Genomic DNA, 21,147 nt, shown 5'->3' on the forward strand with positions numbered 1-21,147 from the left:
AAATTTCTTATGGTCATTTAGTCTCACCCGGCCTTAGTTTTGGAGGATGACTCACTCTTTTTTGTACTTTTCGATTGCCTGCTTTTGCAAGAATAGATCGCTTCTTCGCCTGTTGGATAGGAGTCACTTTTCTTACTGGTTGATTATTTTCTTTCGTACTCAATTTTTGATTTGAGAGTCTTCTTTTGATTTCAGGATTCGAATTCATTTTTACAATTCGATTGGCTGGTACATTCTTTGGTATCTTACTTTTCTGAGATTTGGATTCCTCTTTTATCGGAACATTGCTCCTACCTTTTCTATGACGATTTGCTGAATTTCCCAATACTTTCCGCTTTTCAGCCATTTTTTCATCTCTACGTTGTCGTTGTTTTTCTCGCAACTCCGCTCGATTCGCTTTTTCTTGGACAAGTCCACGCTTGAATTCTTCTGGTGCTTTTTTCGTCTTTTCGATTTCTTTATGCAGATTGTATTTCAAATTAGTTGGTGTATTCCTTACTTGATCCTTTACTTGTTGTGCTTTGGCTTTTACCATTGATTGGGTATCTAGTCCCTTGCCGATTTTTCTTCCGGCCAAATTCATTCGAGATTGTTTCTTATTTTTTGAGATTGGATTTTCCTTATTCGGGTCAGATATTACCTCTTTATTGTTAGATAATGATGGATTCTTTCGTGGAGAACAACCAGAAGACTTCGATCTGGTTTTTGATTGATCTTTTGCTAGTTTCCCACCAACTGCTGCACCACCACCAAAAGCCAATGTTCGCCCAACATTTCGATTAAGTTGCCGTAGTTTACGATTCATCAACATTTGCGGTTTCCGCATGACACGTCTGCCCATTGACTGGCTATCATTGCTTTGGAGGTTGAACATACTCATAATGACCCCCAATTTGAAATAAATCCCGGCAAAAGTCACAATTTGCAGAAATGCTACCATAAAGAAGGGATAGGTCGCTGAAATATTGAAAAACATGGTAGAAATACTGAATGCCGTGGTGATAACCAAGGTCACTCCCGCTCGCATCATAATCGTATTGAATAAGCGAATAATCGCCTTTTTCCCCAAACTTTCATAAGTTGGCAACATCGACAATAAAAAGCTAATAGGTAGAAACATCGCAAAGATAATGAAGAGAATTTGTGAAAACAACATAATTCCTGTCAGAAGAAAGACAAAGAAGGAAATCCCAATATTGAACAGCACCAAAAAAATCACGGTCCCTAAGCGGCTCATGGTCTTGGTTATACTTAGATTCGCATTGTCATTGTCTTCAATCTCCGCTTTGACCGCTTCTTCCCGATCCTTGCCCTTGTTTTCATCCGGACTCACGGATAGAATCTTGTTGACCCGATCTTCGCCAATTTCCTCTATATTGGAATCATCAAATTGCAACAAGAGCCAAGGTTGTTGGACTTGGATGGAAAACAAACTATCACGAATCAAATCCACGCTATCTTTTCCTTGGCTTTCTGAATTGGGTACCACAATCTCCGTTCCGAGGCTAAGAGCCGTCTCGCTAACATCTGAGCTAAAGTCATTGATTTTCGTAATATAGGTAGGCGCATAGGCAATAAAGGAGCCCGAAAGTAGAAAGATTACTACAAAATTTACTACTCCTCGAACTGCCTTTGTAGTTTCTCTCTTGAGTAAGCCGGTATACGCCACATAAACTCCTAATGCCAAAATCATCAATAACAGAAATCCAAAGTAGAATCCCGAGGTCTGTAATCCATTTTCAGTAATACCAGCTAGCGTCTGGATATTCTTCCCAATACTTTCTGCCGTATCTGAAATGAAATCTAACTTATAGGCTTCTTGAACCACATAACCAGTGGCATTCGATAAATACAAACTAACGGTCCAAATAAAATTGGTAATGGCATAAAGGCCATACATCACGCTCTTGCCTAAGCCATCACCCCAATTCCAAGGCAGCCAATCCCAAGAACTATCTACAAAAAAATCAAGTTGATAGTTGTTCAAGGAATATTGGGAGTAGAGATTTCCCGCTTCCACCGTATCATCGACTAATCCCGTTGCTTCTGCCACCGTCCCGACTAAGCTCAAAAGAATGATAAGAGAAAATAGGCAAACTAAAACAATTCCCACAATTCGAAAAAGTTTCTTCTTCATCCCTTCACTCCATTCTCTCTTGAACCGGTGGACGAGTATCAAAAGCATGGAAGAGTTCTTCAAAGACTGGATGAACTTGGACTACGCCTACTCGACCGTACAAGTCTTGCATCAAGCATTGACCGTTTTCCAAATCTCGCAGGCGTTTTTGGTTGCTTTCATCCTCTTGATCCAATCCAAAGAATTCCAAGGTCTTCTTGATTTCATGAATATCGGTACTGCGAAAAGCAAACTTTAGCCCAATATTGTTCTTCAAGCGCTCATCCAGTAAATCATCACTGTTTTGCGTGACAAAGTAAACTCCGGCATTCATGGCCCGACCAGCACGCACTAATTTATTCGATAACGTTTTTCCTTGAGCCACTTGAAGAAACGACCATGCTTCATCCAGGTCCACAATTTTGAAGATTTCTCGATTACTATGAATAAAGTCCAAAGCAAAAGTGGATATAACAATTAGCATGGAGACACTAAGCAATTCCATGGTGGTGTATTCTTCAAAAGTCGTTTCCGCATCGGGTAAAACCAGATCCGCCACTTGGATGATATTCAGCTGTTTGTCTAAGCTAATCGATTGGGTAATCGAACCATCTGAGAAAAGTAAATGGGCAAAATCATAATCAGTAAAGGACTCAATATGATCCGCGATATTTTCTGCGACTGGTGATTCGTCTTTACGCAATTCAGTGATGACTTGTAATAACCCTCGCTGATTGCTCTGGGTAACCGTTCGAATGGCCTTGCGTAAAACCGGAAACTTCTCCCCATCTCGACTGGAAATTCCTGTTAAGAAAGTCAGAATATCAATTGCTAGACTTTCCGAGTCCTTCTTTTTCTTCATAATCACATAGGGATCAAGTAGGCCTTGATTTTCTGGCTTACTAGTCAAGTTGAGAATATTAATCTCCTCCGTAATTTCTGGCAAGGTTTCTTTCCAGCCACCACGCTCCCCTTTTGGATCGACAATCACGGCTTGACCACCAAAAAGGACGGCATAGTAGACTAAGAGATTGTTACTAAAAGATTTCCCACCACCAAGAGAACCAAGGAAAGCGGCGGCTAGTGCATTGGTTACTGAACCTTTTACCCCTTGTGAGGCCAATGCCGGTTTCAGGTAAACATTACGCCCCGTATCCACGTTGTAACCAAAGTAAATTCCTTCTAACTCGCCTAGCATCTGAGTAGCCCCAAAACCAAGTCCGGCGAGAAAATCAGAAGTAACATACTGGATATAGTCACTCATATATCGCTTATTAGATGGTAAGAATTCTTCATGTAATCCCATCATATCGCCATAGGATCGGACTAGTTTCACATTGGTATCATCATAGAAATCGAACACTTCATCACAGCGGCGTTTTAGTTCATCCACTGATTCCGCACTCACCCGAACCACATAACTCAATTTGTACATGGATTCTTTTGACTGATCCAAGGTAGTTTCCAATTCGTCTACGGAATCCAAAGCATCTAAGACATTGGCATTCGTTTCATTGTCAGATTGATAAGCATGGTTATCTAAATCTTTTAGTTCCTTTTTCTTATTGCGAACGGTAGCTAAGGCCTTTTTGTTCGTCACAATTTCCACATTCATGGAAGTATCAATGGGAAAAGTGAATTGTTGTTGCTGGTAATAGAAAAGTTCCGAAGAAGGAAACTCCATCTCTCCTACAATCGTATTGATTGTTAAGTAAGTTAAATACGATTCATGATTTTCATGTTCCATCCGTAAGTAACGAGGCTTTTCTTCAACCAAACAACGACTGGGACGTAGCAGGTCATAACGTTTCACCAGCGTTTCTGATTTTAGCTTTTTCTTTGGTAGCTGAAATTCATATTCTTCAAACGGTGTCCCTTTTTCACCATAGATATGTTCAATCAAGTAAGTCAGATCGCTCGGTGTGACTCGTCTGACTTTAAATCTTCGAGCCAATTTACTTTCCATTAGTTTTTCAAGCTTGGTATATCGACGAATTTCTTCATTAGATAAGGAAACAAAATCCCCCATCAAATGATGATTCACCCCATAGACAAATTCTTGAAGCCCAGAAAGGAAAGATTTCTTGAGACTCTTTAGATTGACCTCCTCATCTGTGGCAATCAGTTTAAAGCCAATAAAAAAGCGATAATCAATCTGACTATCGCCAATCATAGATACTAATGCATCTGTCTGTAAATCAATTCGTTGTAATGCAACTTCTTTGAGTCGCCCGGTAATCTCTTTCTTCGATCGTTCTTGCGTGGCCCGAATACTACTTTCTGTGGCAATTTGTAAGGCATGGATCTTGCCTTCTCTGTTCTGGGCAATCAATTGACGAAAGCTATCGTGTACTTGATATTTCTGTTCAGGTGATAAGAAGGAATAGTTATAAGGCACTAATTCATAGTAGGCAAAACACTCGCCTTCTTGGTTAAAGACAAGATTATTCTCGATATACTTAATCGGGTACATAGTTTACACTCCTTACCAAAGTGACAGGTTCATCCCATCGTTTCTTCTTTTCTTTGACTTTCTTTCCTGCAAAAGTAACCTTAAACCGCAAGTGATAACTGATAAAGGACCGTAAAAATCCCAATGGCTTCTTGCCGTCAAAGGTCTTTTGCGACATAAACCACATAACCGCCGCCGGTATGCCCAAGTATTTTAAAAAAGCCCCCTCTATCATAGACAGCGGAGGCACATGGGCAAATACGATGACAAACAGCAAGGACAAAACAAACCAAGCCATCTGGTTAAAGGTCACAGGAAAAGGCAGCTGAAAGTCATTAACCGCGTATATGACTTTTTCAACTGCCCAGATACTAGTATAACTTTTTATTTTCTTCATCAAATCATTCCTTTAAAAAGAAGGATAGTTTAGAAATCAACTACCCTTCAATAATTTTGTTAATATGGATACTCAAAAACACCTCGACTCGTTACCAAATAATTTCCCCCAATCTCCAAGTCTCGACCACACGCATCAAAATCAATATACGTCTTCAAGTGTTCTGGTACTTCGCCAAAATCACCATTTTCAACAATCAAGAAATACGCTACATCACTCATATCATCACAGTCCGGATAATAGACAATATCATCCACATGCTCTACCATTTCTTCAAAAGAATTAAAGAAAGCGTGTTGAATCTCTGAAGCAACTTCACCAACTGGTGTTCCTTCAAGTTCCTCCGCTAAGCCACACAACCGATTAATTTCCTCAATTGGCGTATATTCATCAATCTCAAAAGGCAGTTCATAATCATGAATCGCATATTCTTCATATTCGTCATTTAATCCAATCCGTTCTTTCACTTCATCAAAATCGATAGGTGGGGTAAACCACGCCCCCACCAACTCACCTTCATTGTATTTTCCAAGATTCGCGATATAAATACGCATCTGTTCCATCATGATTCCCCCTTATGCACCGACGATTCGATTAAACAAATTCAGTAAGACATCTTTCACACCAGAAGCATTAAAGACTAGACCTACCGCAATCAAGGCAACCACCAAAAAGCCAATCAGTTTAGAAAACTCTCGCTTAAATCCTAAAAATAAACCAATGACTACAATCGCCAGTAAGACTAAAGATTGGGCGTTGGTCAAAAACCATTGATACAAATTTTGTCCGAAATTCATTTCATCACTTTCCTTTCTTTTCCATTGCTTGACCCGCCACTACCACCAAAAACCAATAACATATCTTTCCAATTTCCATCAAAATTCCTCTTTTCATACAATCAAGTTTTCAATTGCCATACTTTGTTGTTCTAAAATCTTTTTGTGCCGTTCAGATAATTCGGCGTTTAATACCATGTCACTAATAAAAGAGGTTCCTCTAATACGATCCAATTCAATCGTCATTTTTAAAGTAGGGGCGACTTGCCTTCCTAACCAGTTGTAAGTTCGTTCTATCGTGTACGGCTTTGGCTCTGAGGTCAATTGAATTTCTTTACGATTTCGACCGACAAATCGGCCCCACTTTTCATTAAGAGGCCAGTTGGTTCTTCTTTTTCCTTGTACCTTGTCTGCAATTCGCATGTAGCGAGTAATGATTGAAAACGTAGTGCTCTCAATACTTCTCCCTTTCATCAAATCCATAATTGCGTGATAAGCACGTTCATTTTTCAACCGAATTTCAAACCGATTCTTCGTTTCTGTCTGGTCGAGAGGTATCCCTAGTTTGATATATTGCTCATAGTCTTTTTCATAGAGACAAAAATAAACCTCACTTTTGAGACTGCCTATATATAAGGTATTCCCCATGCCATCCTTTTCATCAGCTTTCAACAGCTCCCCCGACCGATAACTTTTAAAGGTTCGGAACAAGGAAATACATTCTTCGTTTTGGCATTTTTTGGTTAAATAGGGAATATTCAGTAATCCTGCACGGTCATTGATTGCCAAATCCAATCGTTTCATCACGCCGCCTAACTTTAAACTTGTCTCAAAAAAATCATACCAACTTCTTTTTTGCGCAAGTAAAAATGTTTCGAATTGCCGACAACCACGTCCTTTCATTTCAATGAGAATACCTTTGTCTTCTTCCTGAGATACCATCACTACAATATCTCCCATAACATATTGTTCTTGGTAAGAATAAAAGGCATAATCCTCATGAAGCATATAATCAAAATTTAGATGCAAAACCTCTTGTATAATTTTTCGTGCGTTTGTAGTTGGAAATCGAATGCGTACATAATCAAATAGCAAAGTTAAAGGTAAATCAGGGTTGAACGTTTCTAGCTGTTGAAAAATCTTTCGCATGACACTTTTAGCAGGTACCTTCTTCCCTGACTCAATTTTATTGAGATACTCTCGCGATAAATCACAAGCAATTGCCAACTTGTTTTGAGTGACCTTGTACTCCTTCCTTTTTTCCTTCAATAATTCTTTTGTAAAGCTTCTTCTCATTGATGATCCACCACCAAATTTCAAAATGTGAACTAGCCAATTCGAGTTCACATTTTCTAAAGATCCTAATTATCCTTGCTATGACAAGCATTCTTCATTGTTGCTTGCTTATTTTTTGTGTTTTTGTACCCCCCTGTTAGATACGGGGGGTGAGACATCATGGCCGGCTGACGCCGCCCATGAACAGGCACAGCACCACGGAGGATTTCTGCTTCGCAAATCCCCCGCGGTCAGCGCCTATCAGTGGTTTATTTGGTTGTTACTCCACGGTAATGCCCTCAATTTCCAACTCTGCTTTTATCTCAAACAAGTACTGACGGATATCCGGTTCTTTGGCAAGGTCCGCAATCCGTTCGAATTCACTGATAACCTGATTCAACTCAATTCGAGCATCGGTTTCCTCATCCATTACATATGAATCACCAGGGACTTTCACCCCATTTTTTCGAATATCAAAATTGAGCCGGTACAGTTCTTCTTCCAGTTCCGGATCTGACTGAATCTTGCCAATCACCCAGTAGATTTCTCCAATCAACTCATCATAAATCATGTGCTTTCACCTCCCTTAACCTTCTAGCAATATCAAAAATGACCGGAATTGTTACAGAGTTTCCGGCCTGTTTATACAACTGACTATCTGAATTGACTTGAGAGGCTCGGTCAAAAGCCCAATCGGGAAAGCCTTGAAGTCGCCAGCACTCCCTAGGTGTTAGCTTCCGAATCTGATACTGATCTGTGACAACCGCTTGTTGGTCTCCTGTTAGTAAAGTATGCACACTTTGTTTTCCCAGACGGCCTCGGCGACTTGTGGAGTTAGGAAAAGCCAGGTTCACACTGTCCCCTGGCTTCACCTCTTGATATTCTGTTTTATTTTTCCGAATCATGATCTTCGTTCCACCTTGTTTCGTTGACAAGGTGGGAGCTGTTCCAGTTACCTCATAAACCCGATTGCCTTGTTCAAAATTTCCCGGTAACATACCCGCTACAGAAATCCCATCCTTTACCGGTAGTGCGATTTTTATTCCTTCATCGCCTGTTAAGGTTGGCGCCACACCATCTGAGCCATAGACTTGTCCACCCATTCCTCGATTGGAAGGATTGATATTTAACAGGTTTCGGATGTTTTGATCAGATGTTGGAGACGCTCCAATGATAGGAAATACTTGTTCGGTACATGCGTCTCGAGAATGTCCGATAAGGAAGACCCGCTCGCGGCTTTGGGGAACGTAGGCCTTTGAGTTAAGCACTTGCCATTCCACATCATACCCCAATCCATCCAGCGTTCGGAGGATCGTCTCGAACGTAGCCCCTCCTTCGTGATTGAGCAGTCCCCGGACGTTCTCAAGGAATAAAAACTTAGGTTGGAGAAGAGTGGCGAACCGAGCGATTTCAAAGAATAAAGTACCTCGAGTATCGGAAAATCCTTGCCGCTTTCCCGCAATTGAAAAAGCTTGGCACGGAAATCCGCCGCAAAGGATGTCCACTGGTTCGAGGGATTGAACAAACTCGTCTGATACACTTGTGATGTCATGCATTTCCACCTCCTTCCTTGTATCATGGATTGCGTTATAACTCCGCCGAGCAAATTCATCAATTTCACAAAAACCGATACACTGGTGGCCCGCTTGTTCCATACCTAAGCGAAAGCCACCAATTCCGGCGAATAAATCTAAAAATGTCATACATCACCTCATTCATTGCAAAGAAAAAAGCCAAGAACATTTTTGCTCTTGGCTTCTACATTATTACTTCATTTACTATTTTTTATCTAACCCAACTAATTTCCGCTGTTTTTCATTGGCCTGATCGGCAACATATTTAATCACTGTTTTGAACTCTTTTGCAGTAGCATTTTCCGATAAATCCGCAATACTCTTATTGTATTTCTTTACAATTTTCGTTACTTGTTCTTTCTCAGTCATGTAATTGAACCTCCAAATCTTCCCTACTATATCCTAATGGCAAAAATAATTCTAGATTATCCGCAGCATAATGAACTTCAGAAATGTTATTCATATAATCTTTTATAATAATATGAAGCAGCACATCTGGATGTTTACTCTTTACTTTCGCAATATTTTCTCTTGATTTGAAAAAGGCGTTAATGAATACCTTTTTCGGCACATGGCGTCCCTCTGCCAGTTCACGTTCTTGTGTAAAATTCCAAGCGATTTTTGGGTCTTGATAAACATAGAAAATCGTCACTCGAAAATGATTTTTCAATGCCCGCGAAATATTTTTTTCAGCACTTAATATAGCAAAAGTTGCATCCAGGATAAAAGAATAGCCATGATCTAAGACATATCTAAATGCCTGCTCCACCAACCAAGAAGATGCTTTTTGAAAGAGACTAGAGTTTTTTCCATTATAATCAGGAAACAGAGTACGAAAGTAATCCGCATCAATAATTACGTGATTATCATAATTCTCAGCCAATCCAATGGCAACCTCTGACTTTCCAGCGCCAGGACTCCCTGCCATAAAAACTGCGTCTCGTCCAACTTCGGGGGATTTTCCTTTGATAATATAAGAAATAAAACTATCCTTATTTGCTTTTGCGTACTCTAAATAAGAATCATTACTTTCCACATTATTCGCCCCCTTTTTTTCTACTACATAAAAGTATTATACGTTACTTAAAGTATAAAGTCAGTATTTGAAGATCACTCAATCATTCAACTTTCTTAATTTATTAATTGAGCCTAAAAAATCATACCCTTTTGGTACAAGTGGCGTATAAAACTCACTAATCACACTGCCCCCTGTATCCACATATCCTCGACCTTTGATGCGTTTCATAAAGAAGTTTTTTTCAACCTCGCCAAACATCATGGAATACCCGAGCTCACTCATGCGACCCAAAGCCACGCGAAAGTTGAATTGATCGCGAATCCCATCTCCTAAATATTTCGCATCCGGTCTTTGACAAGCCAAAATCAGAAAGAAACCAGACTGACGACCTAACATGACAATTTGTTTGAGCTTATTCAAAATCACCGCACTTTCTTTCGTTGTTAACATCTCCATATACGCTACGTATTCATCAAAGATTAAAAAGTTGGGCGTAAGTCCAAGATAGGCATAATTCTCTCCTGTTTTGTAGTTAGGCATTTCTTTCATTGCCTTGCTACGAGCCATCATACGTTCATAAAAATCTTCCACACATGCAGAAATCTCTTCTTTTTGGGAATAAACATGGGGCATTACCGTACCTAAATCGGCAAGGTCCGCATTTTTTGGATCAAGAACAAAAAGCTCGGCATCTGACTTCAATAAAGCTTGGATAATGGTGAGTAAGAAATAAGTCTTCCCACCACCTGTCCCACCAGCAATTAACATATGAGGTAAAGAATCATAAGCCCATACTTGATTTTTCATCAATCGCAACGCTCCATTTTCTGCCACTACTTCGGCTATCCCAATTCGATTGGCAATCATATCGTATAACAAGGTGTATTCCACATAGGAGTCTTTAAGCTCTTTTTCTACTAACTCACAATACAGTCCGCTTTCTAACTTCTTTTCCAACTTTAAAAGCTGATCTTGATATTTTCCAAGTGAAATTTGTACGCGAATAGAAAGTAACCCATCCTTCATTCGATAATAGATTTTGGGGAAGTAACTGATACTCTCTTTGGTCCGACTACTATTCAAATCTTTGAAAAAACCTTCACTTTGAGTTTGTTTCACTTCATACCAATGGTTTTCTAGAATCATCCGGGCTAGCTTTTGTCGATGCCATAAACTTCGCCAATGATCAGGGAAAAAATGAATATAAAGCAACATCATACTTCCTGACAAAACAAAACTCCCAAGCAGACATACTAAATCTTTTATAGACCAAACGATTTTACTAGTGGAAAGTGATAGCTTAGAAATCTCAACTTGTCTAAGCTCATGAAAATAAAAGACGCTCATCCAACCAATGAACAAAGCAATGATCCAGCCAAGAATAAAGTGATAAATCAAGTGCTGATCTCCTCCACGTATGCGATGCCCTTTGTACATTTTGATGGTTTCCACCTCCAATCAAAAATTGCCCAATAGGATTTTATTGGGCAATTTCAAAAAGTTATGCTAGTCATTTACTGACACGGGAAGTTGTTTCGTTTCAACCAATTGTGTTAAAAAACTTTCAATGGCATCCGGCATCTCTACACCGATTTCTTCCAAGACAGATTCTGCCTGTCGACATAAGTTTTCATTTACTTCAACAACCATAAAGAAGGACTCTTCTTCCCCTAACCAATTCAGTACATCAAAGTCTTCTTCGGCATCGTTACCTGCTTCCAGTAATCCTTGATGCATAATCAAAAACATTTTTTCATCATAGGTTAATGCTTTCGTGAGTTGCTTTTCGGTCAATTCGCCTTTGCCATATTGATCGAGACAATCTAAAATATGTTCCACATTAATTTCCATATTCTTCACCTATTTCTTTCCTTCATTTTGGTTCGTAGGATTTCCTTGATTCGGTTGTCGTTTTAAGACTAAATCATCTGCCTTAATGAACCAATTGACAGTAGTTCCTTCTCGGAAAACATAATTGGCAACCGTATCCACGATTGGATTGACCAACTCTACCTCTGCATCATAAGCAAACTCGCGTAAGGGTACATTTGCTGGGATACTAACTTGGATCATTCGACCTTGCGCAGAGGATTTCAAATTATAGGTCCGTTCTTTTACCTCGTTACTAACCGTTCCGTCCTCATTTTGCTTGCGCACTTCTCGACGTAATGCGGAAAACCGCAACTTCCCAAACGTTAATCCTGAATCTACGACAATACCTTCTGTTAATCTCATCTTCATTTCCTCCTATGCTTTCACTAAATCATCGACATACAACACGTAATCAGTAAACCCACGATTCTCAATCTCATAGCCTTTGGCAACCAAGTGGGGATTCACAGCTTTTAACGGTTGGTCTTGGTCAAAATCCTTTTCGCCGGCTTCCGCAGCTACTACCACTTCAATATCATCAGCTCGTTGTTTACTGGAATACAAATGATAACTGCGGCCAACCACCGTAGTATTCCGACCATATCCTTCCGTTAAAACTTCGCCTTCGCCGGCATAGCTTATCTTTCCAAAGGTTTCGGCCATATCTGGCACAACAAATTTCAATTCCATCTTCTTTTCCTCTTTTCATTGTTAGTTTTGGATACAAAAATAACGCAACCACTTTTTTAGGAGGCGGTCGCGCACGTTGGTTTTTCCTATTTAGTTGTTTCATCACATCACCTTAGTTTCGGCGATTCCAGAAATAATACCCAGCCGTCGCAAAAATTAAGGTAAATCCAATGAACAGTAATACATTGGAACTTTTCTCCCCAGTTTGTGGGAATGCCTTCACTGTAGGACTAGATTCTTGAGATCCACTTGGAACAGTTGGTGTTTCTTGTTTTTCTGGCGTACTTGGTGTGGTCGGAACTTTTTTGGGAGTTAAGGTTTGGGATTTTTCTTTCAAATCTTCATTGTGTTTCCCATTGATGTTTCCATCTTTGTCATAATTGATTTCCGCAAAAGTAAACTTGGTTCCTTCTGGATACTTTCCGGTATCTACTTTTTCTGCAAGCACGGTTTTGGTAAATTCTTTATCATTCACTTCGTAATAAATTTTGCCAGATTTCCAAATCTCTTTGGTTGTACCATCTGGAAGTAATGCATAAAGAATTGTTTCAAAAGATTCTTTTGAGCCATCCAGTACATCATGGGTAATCGACACATCATCAAACATATCCACCACGTCACCATGAGTGAAAGTTTGCGAACCGTCTTCTAGGTGGGCTTTTGTTTGTATGGAAACATGACGTTCCACCGTACAATTAACAGTTTGGGCTTGGTTATTCAAACTAGCATCCTTCGCAACTGGCTCATCGCCCGCTTCAAAGGCGTTCTTGTTTTCATACACATAGTTGAACAAAACAATGGTTTTATCCAAAACTTGTTCGGCCGTTAATTTATGCAAAAATTCCCAAGTTCCTGTTTTTTCTTTGTTCGCCAAGGTGGCGGTTGTTTCGGCAATTACCACTGATTTGGCTTTTTCATCTTTTTCTTGGGCAACTTTTGTGGCTTCCACATCAATGGCTTGAGCTACCACATACCAGTCTTCTTTAATTTCATGAAGATTGTAGCTCAATTTATCAACTAGCTCAGTAGAATCAAGAGTAGTCAATTCTTTGTCTCCGTCTTTCCAAGTCGCAAGGGAAGACAAACTATCTTCTTCCTCAGGCAAATCATAGAGCATCAAACGGTTCAAATTAACAGAAAATTCATTGCTCGTCAGTTTCTCGTAAGGAACGGTCACTGTTTTAATTGGTTGTTTTTGACCTTGTTCGGTAATGGTAAAGACATACTCACTCTTCATGTAGTCGTCTTTGTTTTTCTTAAAGGTAGAACGGATTTCTAATGGTGTAATCTTTTGAAATCCTTCTGGGGCTTCTACTTCTTCAAGTAAATAATCCCCATAAGGAAGATTTTCAAACTTGCCATAGCCATCAAACCCTAGTTGCTCGTTATAAGCTGTGGTCGCTTCATCTTCAGCACCTGTGATTTCATTGGTTCCTTCTAATGGCGACACTTTAAAGGTCAGATCATTGAAGCCAGTTTCGGCAGTGCCCGCAGCTGATCCAGCAAATTTAAAAAAATCAAAGCCAAAGCGAATCACTTGTTCTTTTGCCGTAACATCTCGGGTAATCACAGCATTTTTTTCGCTATCATCCACCTTTTTGATGAAAACAGGATACTTCGTTTCATCCAAAGAATATCCTTCAGGTGCTTTGGTTTCTTGCCAGTAATACTCGTTAATCGCCAGGTGTTTAACGGCAGCTTGATTCTTTTCATCTAAAGTCAAAGTTAACGTTTCGTCAGAAGCTTTCGTTCCTTTCACTAGTTCTGGTTTAAAAGCCTCACTCCATTTAACAGCTTGACCATCTTTTGCAGTAAAGAGAGTATATTCAGCTCCTTTAAACTCAGCTTTCCCTTGAGTCTCATTACCGGTATCTTTGTCTTCTTTTGTCAAAGTGGTTTCCCCAGTGATTTCTTGGTTGTGCCCTTTTACGTTACTGGTAACAAGAGCCACGGTTTGATTGGCATACTTCAATTCAACTTTTACGGGTTTGAAAGTATTCACGAAACCATTAGATGCTTTGGTTTCGGTCACATAATAGGTTCCCAATTCCAACGCGTCAGCAATCTCTTTTGGTGTTTCCGCATGACCTTTTTCATCCGTAGTCATTTCTTGAACGATTTCACCGGTTGGGCTATCTTTGCGAATGGCAAACGTATTGCCAGCTAAAGAATAATTGTCGTTCCAAAGATCATTTCCTGTTTCAACTCCGGTTTTATCCAGAATGATTTGACCTTTTTCTCGCGTATTTTTTGAAGTTACAGAAATGGTTTCACCTGCTTTAATCGTAGCAGTCATAGGTGTAGTATCAATCGTATAAGGCGCCGGCACCGATTTTTCGGTAATGGTTACCTTTGTACCATGAGGAATCCCATCTAAGGTCGTAATGCCTTCTTTATCGGTAGTCACGTCTTTTGCGGGTAAAGTTTTCCCAAAGTCTAAATGGAAAACCGTTCCTGGTACAACTTCACCAGATTCTTTATCAACTTTTTTAATCTTTAAAGAACCTTCCGTTTCTACATCAATTTTGATCGTGTAGGTATTCGGTTTATCAATTGCCCCGGCCATCAAGGTTTGTTGGCCAGCCATTTTGTAAGCTACCGGTGTCCCCGTTCCAGTAGATTTCTTAAGCGTCAGCACACCATTTTCTTTAGAATTGGCATTTGGGGTGATGACCAATTGATTGCCGTTGACACGATAATCAATATTTGCAGTATTTTCCACAACTTCATCGAACTCTGACAAGTTCAAATTATTCGTATCCGTTAAGGTTGTCGATTGTCCTAAAACTGTTTTGGCTGGGGAATTATGAAAACTTGGTTTCTTCTGATAATCGGCAATAGCTTGATTAATTTTTGCCTCAATAGCCGCAATGTTTACTGCACTACCATCTGAGCGTTTAATTGAGTGAAGCGTGTAGCCATTAACTTCTTGCCAGATCATCTTTTGAGCAACCATTTGTGTATCAATATCTGTGCCAGCTTTCTTCCATAAAACGGAAACCAATTTCGCTTTCTCCGACATATCAGGCAATGGATTTTTCTCATACCCTGGAGTGAATTCATTATAAATTGGAACTCCTGGTTCAATACAGAAAATATCTTGTTTCTCCCCATTATAGATAGCATAGTGAGGAACCGTTACCTCAGATAATGTTCGACCATCACTGAACGTGCCTTCGACCGCATATAAATGTGACAAATCGCAGTGTACAGTCACTGTTTGTGGATGAGTAATCTCATCGGCAAAGGCAATCGTAGGACCAATAGATCCGCCAATTGTTTGACATAAAAGACCTAGTGTTGCGAGCAAATGCCAATTCTTAAATCTTGGATTTTTCATAAAATAAATCTCCTTTCATTTTTGGATAATAAAAAAGAGACATCCACGTTTGAATGCCTCAAGTGTTTAAAAACTATTCTTTTCAATAATCATCAGATGCCATATATCAAAAACTCCAAAGAGACTTTCCCGATATAAGCATATTGAATAGTGCGATCTGTGTTCGGAATATCTTTTCCATTCTCATATCGGTCCATCGACCATTTCGTGATAGGCGGTGAAAAAAATTTTCCAAAGTCTTCTCTTTCCAAACGATAATCCCTTCGAATTTTTCGAAATCTTAATCCCATTCGGAACGGATCTAATTTTTCAAACTTGCTAACCTTATTTCCTTTTCTTAGCATCTTATTGAAAGTCTCTCCGTACAAAATATAAGGAACAGTTACTTTACCCAAGTAAGCAACATTCATTAGTCTTTCAATATCAGGAATGTTTATCCCTTTTTCCCACCTAGTCACAACATTCTTTCCAGCAGGTCGAGTGAATTTCTTCCCAAATTTTTCTAATGTCTCACCTCTAGCCTTCCGAATCTCTTGGATTCGTTTTCCCATTGCCATTTTATCAACGACAGGTAATTTAAAAGATCCATCATCTTGCTTAATATCCATCAAAATTTCTTTTCCGTCGTTAGAAAGAAACAGAGAAATTTTTTGTTCCATTTCTTTTGACGGTTTTCTATTTCTGTTTAATACATAACTGAGTGATACTTCACTAGTCCCTATTTTAGTAGCCAACTCTTTATTAAGTAGCTTATTCATGTCTCTGTATTCAATTAGTTGGTCGATAAGAGTCTTAAGTTTATCTACCTCATCTTTTAGTAGCGTTTCTACATTCAGAATCTTACTTAGTGTATCGTCTACGTCTTTGGGAATCTTTCTTATCCCTTTTTCGTACTTGACTAAAGCACTCTGCGAAATTCCAGCTAACTCAGCCAACTCTTTTTGAGATAATTTTTTCTCTTTCCTTAGAGATTTAAGGAAATCACCACTTATAATTTCAGACATGAAAAAAGCACCCCCTATGAGATGCTTTTATCATACGCTGACGGTTAAAAACCTTCAAGGAAAATATTCCATTTTTGTTAATTTTATTGTTGCCGTGACAACCGTATGACAGTTTAAACTTTTTTAAACGGGTAAATCACGGATTTTCCACCACTCAAAAAGGTTGATTTAATAGGTTTTCCAGGTTATAAAAAGCTATTTCGCATTATCTTGGTCGTCCATTTTCAAAACGGCCATGAACGCTTCTTGAGGTACTTCCACAGAGCCTATTTGTTTCATTCGTTTCTTACCAACTTTTTGTTTTTCCAGCAATTTACGTTTACGGGATACGTCTCCGCCGTAGCATTTTGCCAATACGTTTTTACGTAGGGCTTTGATGTCGGTACGGGCTTGAATCTTAGTACCGACTGTTGCTTGGATTGGTACTTCAAATTGTTGACGCGGAATCAAGGTTTTCAATTTCTCTACGATCGCACGGCCGCGTTCTTGAGCGAATTGTTTATGCACAATGAAGCTCAAGGCATCGACTTTTTCGCCATTTAGCAGGATGTCCATCTTAACTAGTTTGCTTTCTCGATAGTCGGCAATTTCGTAGTCCAGTGAGGCATAGCCTTTCGTGCTGGATTTTAATTTATCAAAGAAATCAAACACGATTTCTGATAATGGAATATAGTAAACGACATTCACCCGATAGTCATCTAGGTAATCCATCGTGATGAACTCGCCGCGTTTACGCTGGGAAAGCTCCATAACGGCTCCCACATAATCGTTTGGTACCATGATATTAGCTTTGACATACGGTTCTTCAACGGTTTGAATCTTCGATGGATCTGGAAAATCAGCTGGGTTATCTACCACAATTTTGGTCCCGTCCGTTAGATTCACATGATAAATTACCGATGGTGCGGTGGTAATTAATTCTAAGTTAAATTCACGTTCCAAACGTTCTTGCACTACGTCCATGTGCAGCAGGCCTAAGAAGCCGCAACGGAAACCAAAGCCTAATGCTTGAGAGGTTTCTGGTTCAAACTGCAATGCTGCGTCATTTAGCTGCAGCTTTTCCAAAGCTTCCCGCAGGTCGTTATAGCGAGAAGTATCGATTGGATATAGGCCGCAATAAACCATTGGATTCATTTTACGATACCCAGGCAAAGCTTCTGGGGTTGGATTATTAGCTAAAGTAACTGTATCCCCCACTTGAGTATCCTGGACTGATTTGATGCTGGCAGTGATATAACCAACATCACCAACCATCAGATAATCTCTTTGAATGGCCTTTGGAGAGAAGACACCCACCTCCGTTACATCAAAGGTTTTGCCGTTGTTCATTAATTGAATTTTGTCGCCAGGTCGAACAACACCGTCCATAATGCGGACGTTCAGCACTACGCCACGGTAGCTGTCGTAAACGGAGTCAAAGATCAACGCCTTTAATGGCGCTTCAAGATCGCCGGTTGGTGCGGGAACCATTTCCACAATTTGCTCTAAAATTTCTTCAATCCCGATACCGGTTTTGGCACTAGCTAATACGGCATCCTCAGCATCAATGCCAATCACATCCTCGATTTCCTTGCGAACCCGTTCTGGGTCAGCAGCGGGTAAATCGATTTTATTGATGACTGGTAAAATTTCCAAGTCATTGTCCAACGCTAAATAAACATTGGCTAACGTTTGGGCTTCAATTCCTTGGGCAGCGTCAACTACTAAAACAGCCCCCTCACAGGCAGCCAAACTACGGGAAACTTCGTAAGTAAAATCGACGTGTCCTGGAGTGTCAATTAAGTGAAAGGTATAAGTTTCACCATCTTTGGCATCGTAATGTAATTCAATGGCATTCAATTTGATGGTAATGCCCCGCTCCCGTTCCAAATCCATGGAATCCAGCAGCTGGTCTTGCATTTCCCGAGAGCTGACAGTATTGGTTTGTTCTAAAATACGGTCAGCTAGGGTTGATTTGCCGTGGTCAATATGGGCAATAATCGAAAAGTTTCGAATTTTTTCCTGTCTTTTTTTCATTTCATTTATATTCACGAAAATTCCTCATTTCTTTTAATCAGCACCACTCATTATACCAACGATTGTACGATAAAAAAAGGCTTTTTACCATTTCTCAACGTTGGAAAGAGAAAAATCGGAGGGCATTTGCTATACTTGTTCTATAAACTAAACTTGGAGATGAAAGAATGGACCATGAGTTAAAAAATGAGTTGGAGCTGCGGCGTGTCGGCGAGGAGCATCTGGATCAGTATGATGAGCTGCTTAGCTATGTTTTTCAGGTAACTGAAGAAGACATCGAAAGCAGCGGCTATGAGAACAAGCGGGAAATGGTTCGGGCAAAAAAACCAGTGCTGGAGCAATCCAAGGTTTTTGGCTGGTTTCATCATGACAACCTGATTTCACAAATTGCGATTTACCCTTGCGAAGTGAATATTCATGGGAAAATATTCCAAATGGGCGGAGTCACCGGTGTCGGAACTTATCCGGAATATGCAAATCACGGCTTGATGAAGGACTTGATTCAGATGGCCTTAGTGGAAATGCGTAAGGACAAGCAGTGGATTTCGTATCTTTATCCTTACAACATTCCTTATTATCGTCGTAAAGGCTGGGAAATCATGTCTGATAAGCTGAGCTTCAAGGTGAAGGACACGCAGCTGCCTAAGCAGGTTGATGTCCCGGGAATCGTGGAACGTCGCGATGTCGATGATCCTGATGTTTATCAAGTTTATGATGCTTTTGCCTTGAAAAATCATGGAGCGATGATTCGCAAAGAGTTGAACTGGGAAGAATATTGGCGCTTTGAGAATGAAGAGGAGCGCATTGCTGCTATTTATTATGATCAAGAGGGGCAGCCGATGGGTGTGCTGTTTTATTGGATTTACGATGAGGTTTTCCATATCAAAGAAATGTTCTACCTAAACCAAGCGGCGCGCAATGGCTTATGGAACTTTATCAGTGCCCACTTCTCAATGATTTATTGGGTGAAGGGCGATATTTATAAAAATGAACCGCTCTCCTTCCTGTTGGATGACAGTGAAATCAAAGAAACGATCGCACCTTACTTTATGGCTCGCATTGTGGATGTGAAAGAATTTTTACAGGAATATCCGTTTTATAAGCAAGTTGAGCCTTTCTACTTTGAGGTGAGTGATCCAGTGGCTGACTGGAACAACGGCGTTTTCGCTGTGAGCTGGGATGAGACGGGACAGGTGCAGGTAACCAATCAGCCGGTTGGTCGTCAGATCAAGCTGTCGATTCAGACCTTAACTTGTTTATTAATGAATTACCGTCGCGCTTCTTATTTGGCACGGATCGAACGCCTGGAGGCTGACAAAGAAACGATTCAATTATTAGAAGAAACATTACCCGATATGGAGGCGTATTTTAGTGACTATTTCTAAACATATTTATTTTGCCGGACCGATGTTTGCTCAAAGTGATTTACGCTACAATGAACATTTGGTTCAACAAATTCGTGACCTGTCACCAGAGATCACGGTTTATTTACCCCAAGAAAATGAAGCAATTAATGACAAGTCGGCTTATGCGGACAGCAAAATGATTGCTTTAGCCGATACTGAGGAAGTACTGAAAAGTGATTTGATGGTCGCTGTTTTAGATGGCATTACGATTGATGCCGGTGTAGCTTCTGAAATCGGTGTGGCGTATGCCAAGGGAATTCCCATCATTGCATTATATTCCGATACTCGGCAGCAAGGAGCTGAGAATCAGAAAAAGTTAGCTGCCTTATTAACTCCTGCTGAAAATCAGTTTCATTATTTGAATCTGTACACAGTTGGTTTGGTAAAATTAAACGGACAGGTAGTTGCAACTGAAGCTGCTTTGCTTGAAGCGATTCAACAAACGCTGCTAGAAGGAAGGGATTAGATGACCTACCGTAAAATGCAAATGGGCTTGGTTGTCTTCGGCTTAATTTGTTTAGCCTATAATATTTATGAATTAATCATCAGCAAATACTCCACTCAGCAAGGAATTATTTTTGTAGTAGAATGTTTAGCGGGAATTGCCTTAATTTTTCTGCCAGAGCTGATTCAAAAGTTTTTTAAGCTGGCAATGCCTGAAAAGATTGTCTATTTTTACTGGTTTTTCTTAGTTATTTCCGTTTTCCTAGGTACTTCCTTGCATATGATTTCTCGAATTGCTTTTTGGGATAAGATCTTGCACGCGGTGAGTCCGATGGTTTTAACGGCAGTTGGTTATGGCTTAATTGGCTTTTTCATGAAGGATGCGCCTATTAGCAAAACCTCCGTATGGCTGTTTCTGCTTTTCGGCTTTGCGTTTGCTGGTCTGTGCGGCGTGTTTTGGGAATTCTGGGAATTTCTCTGCGATACGGTGGCTGATATGAATCTGCAACGGTACGCGACCTCTAGCGGCGAGCTGCTGGTTGGCCGGGCTGCTTTGATGGATACTATGGGAGATTTATTAACTAATACAATCGGCGCTTTAATTATGGGCATATTCGCTGCGGTGCAAGCCCGGGGCGATGCCAGTCATTTTGAAGAATATCGTTTAAGAAAAATAAAATAGATTGTTGTGCTCCTCATCAGCCTTTTATCTGGTGAGGAGCTTTTTGCATGAAAAAACCTAGTGCTGGTGGCTCTCACTAGGCTTG

General features: G+C 40.1%; 20 protein-coding genes. 3 read left to right on the plus strand and 17 right to left on the minus strand.

Going from position 1 to position 21,147, the window contains the following annotated elements; genetic code table 11:
* Positions 1–13: 13 nt before the first annotated feature.
* From I588_RS13550 to lepA, 17 genes are all read right to left on the minus strand, one after another.
* A complete protein-coding gene (locus tag I588_RS13550) occupies positions 14–2,137 on the minus strand; it encodes a CD3337/EF1877 family mobilome membrane protein (protein WP_010759318.1) in 2,124 nt (707 codons plus the stop codon).
* Positions 2,138–2,141: 4 nt separating this feature from the next.
* A complete protein-coding gene (gene tcpF / locus I588_RS13555; RefSeq protein ID WP_010759319.1) occupies positions 2,142–4,589 on the minus strand; it encodes a conjugal transfer ATPase TcpF in 2,448 nt (815 codons plus the stop codon).
* Entirely contained in the window at positions 4,576–4,965 is a 390-nt protein-coding gene (locus tag I588_RS13560) for a conjugal transfer protein (RefSeq protein WP_010759320.1), read from the minus strand. Before I588_RS13560 ends, tcpF begins: the two co-directional genes overlap by 14 nt.
* A 59-nt stretch (positions 4,966–5,024) precedes the next feature.
* Complete coding sequence (locus I588_RS13565; RefSeq protein WP_010718210.1) at positions 5,025–5,528, minus strand: antirestriction protein ArdA; 504 nt, start codon at positions 5,526–5,528, stop codon at positions 5,025–5,027.
* Positions 5,529–5,540: 12 nt separating this feature from the next.
* Complete coding sequence (locus I588_RS13570) at positions 5,541–5,762, minus strand: hypothetical protein (RefSeq protein WP_010718211.1); 222 nt, start codon at positions 5,760–5,762, stop codon at positions 5,541–5,543.
* 93 nt (positions 5,763–5,855) lie between these two features.
* Entirely contained in the window at positions 5,856–7,037 is a 1,182-nt protein-coding gene (mobT, locus tag I588_RS13575) for a MobT family relaxase (RefSeq protein WP_010759322.1), read from the minus strand.
* A gap of 259 nt (positions 7,038–7,296) precedes the next feature.
* Positions 7,297–7,587 (minus strand): hypothetical protein, encoded by a 291-nt coding sequence (locus tag I588_RS13580; RefSeq protein ID WP_010759323.1) that lies wholly within the window; start codon positions 7,585–7,587, stop codon positions 7,297–7,299.
* Positions 7,577–8,719, minus strand: coding sequence for a DNA cytosine methyltransferase (locus I588_RS13585; protein ID WP_010759324.1), 1,143 nt, complete (start codon positions 8,717–8,719; stop codon positions 7,577–7,579). Before I588_RS13585 ends, I588_RS13580 begins: the two co-directional genes overlap by 11 nt.
* 75 nt (positions 8,720–8,794) lie before the next feature.
* Positions 8,795–8,959: a hypothetical protein gene (locus I588_RS27595; protein WP_002335608.1), complete on the minus strand. Its 165-nt coding sequence runs from the start codon at positions 8,957–8,959 to the stop codon at positions 8,795–8,797.
* Positions 8,952–9,626: a zeta toxin family protein gene (locus tag I588_RS13590; RefSeq protein WP_002335607.1), complete on the minus strand. Its 675-nt coding sequence runs from the start codon at positions 9,624–9,626 to the stop codon at positions 8,952–8,954. Before I588_RS13590 ends, I588_RS27595 begins: the two co-directional genes overlap by 8 nt.
* Before the next feature lie 78 nt (positions 9,627–9,704).
* Positions 9,705–11,045 carry an FtsK/SpoIIIE domain-containing protein gene (locus tag I588_RS13595; protein WP_010759325.1) on the minus strand — a complete coding sequence of 447 codons (1,341 nt, stop codon included), beginning with the start codon at positions 11,043–11,045 and terminating at the stop codon, positions 9,705–9,707.
* Between the two features lie 69 nt (positions 11,046–11,114).
* Positions 11,115–11,468, minus strand: a complete 354-nt coding sequence (locus I588_RS13600; RefSeq protein WP_025479488.1) for a type II toxin-antitoxin system RelB/DinJ family antitoxin — start codon at positions 11,466–11,468, stop codon at positions 11,115–11,117.
* On the minus strand, positions 11,469–11,843 hold the full coding sequence (locus I588_RS13605; protein WP_002335604.1) for a YdcP family protein: 375 nt from the start codon (positions 11,841–11,843) through the stop codon (positions 11,469–11,471).
* Positions 11,844–11,855: 12 nt separating this feature from the next.
* The gene (locus I588_RS13610; protein WP_010759326.1) at positions 11,856–12,170 is read right to left on the minus strand and encodes a YdcP family protein; all 315 of its coding nucleotides are present in this window, start codon (positions 12,168–12,170) and stop codon (positions 11,856–11,858) included.
* Positions 12,171–12,282: 112 nt separating this feature from the next.
* Complete coding sequence (fss3, locus tag I588_RS13615; RefSeq protein ID WP_010759327.1) at positions 12,283–15,510, minus strand: fibrinogen-binding MSCRAMM adhesin Fss3; 3,228 nt, start codon at positions 15,508–15,510, stop codon at positions 12,283–12,285.
* A gap of 92 nt (positions 15,511–15,602) precedes the next feature.
* A complete protein-coding gene (locus I588_RS13620; protein ID WP_010759328.1) occupies positions 15,603–16,514 on the minus strand; it encodes a helix-turn-helix domain-containing protein in 912 nt (303 codons plus the stop codon).
* A gap of 195 nt (positions 16,515–16,709) precedes the next feature.
* Positions 16,710–18,545: a translation elongation factor 4 gene (gene lepA / locus I588_RS13625; RefSeq protein ID WP_010759329.1), complete on the minus strand. Its 1,836-nt coding sequence runs from the start codon at positions 18,543–18,545 to the stop codon at positions 16,710–16,712.
* Between the two features lie 152 nt (positions 18,546–18,697).
* Here lepA and I588_RS13630 point away from each other — a divergent pair, with 152 nt between their 5' ends.
* The 3 genes from I588_RS13630 to I588_RS13640 are packed head-to-tail and all read left to right on the plus strand — an operon-like array spanning position 18,698 to position 21,062.
* Positions 18,698–19,915 (plus strand): GNAT family N-acetyltransferase, encoded by a 1,218-nt coding sequence (locus tag I588_RS13630; protein ID WP_010759330.1) that lies wholly within the window; start codon positions 18,698–18,700, stop codon positions 19,913–19,915.
* Positions 19,902–20,402, plus strand: coding sequence for a nucleoside 2-deoxyribosyltransferase (locus I588_RS13635; RefSeq protein WP_010759331.1), 501 nt, complete (start codon positions 19,902–19,904; stop codon positions 20,400–20,402). The genes I588_RS13630 and I588_RS13635 overlap by 14 nt, the downstream gene beginning before the upstream one ends.
* On the plus strand, positions 20,403–21,062 hold the full coding sequence (locus I588_RS13640) for a DUF2238 domain-containing protein (RefSeq protein WP_010759332.1): 660 nt from the start codon (positions 20,403–20,405) through the stop codon (positions 21,060–21,062).
* Positions 21,063–21,147 lie beyond the last annotated feature (85 nt).

It is taken from the genome of Enterococcus pallens ATCC BAA-351 (genome assembly GCF_000407485.1).
Taxonomy (GTDB): Bacteria; Bacillota; Bacilli; order Lactobacillales; family Enterococcaceae; genus Enterococcus_A; species Enterococcus_A pallens.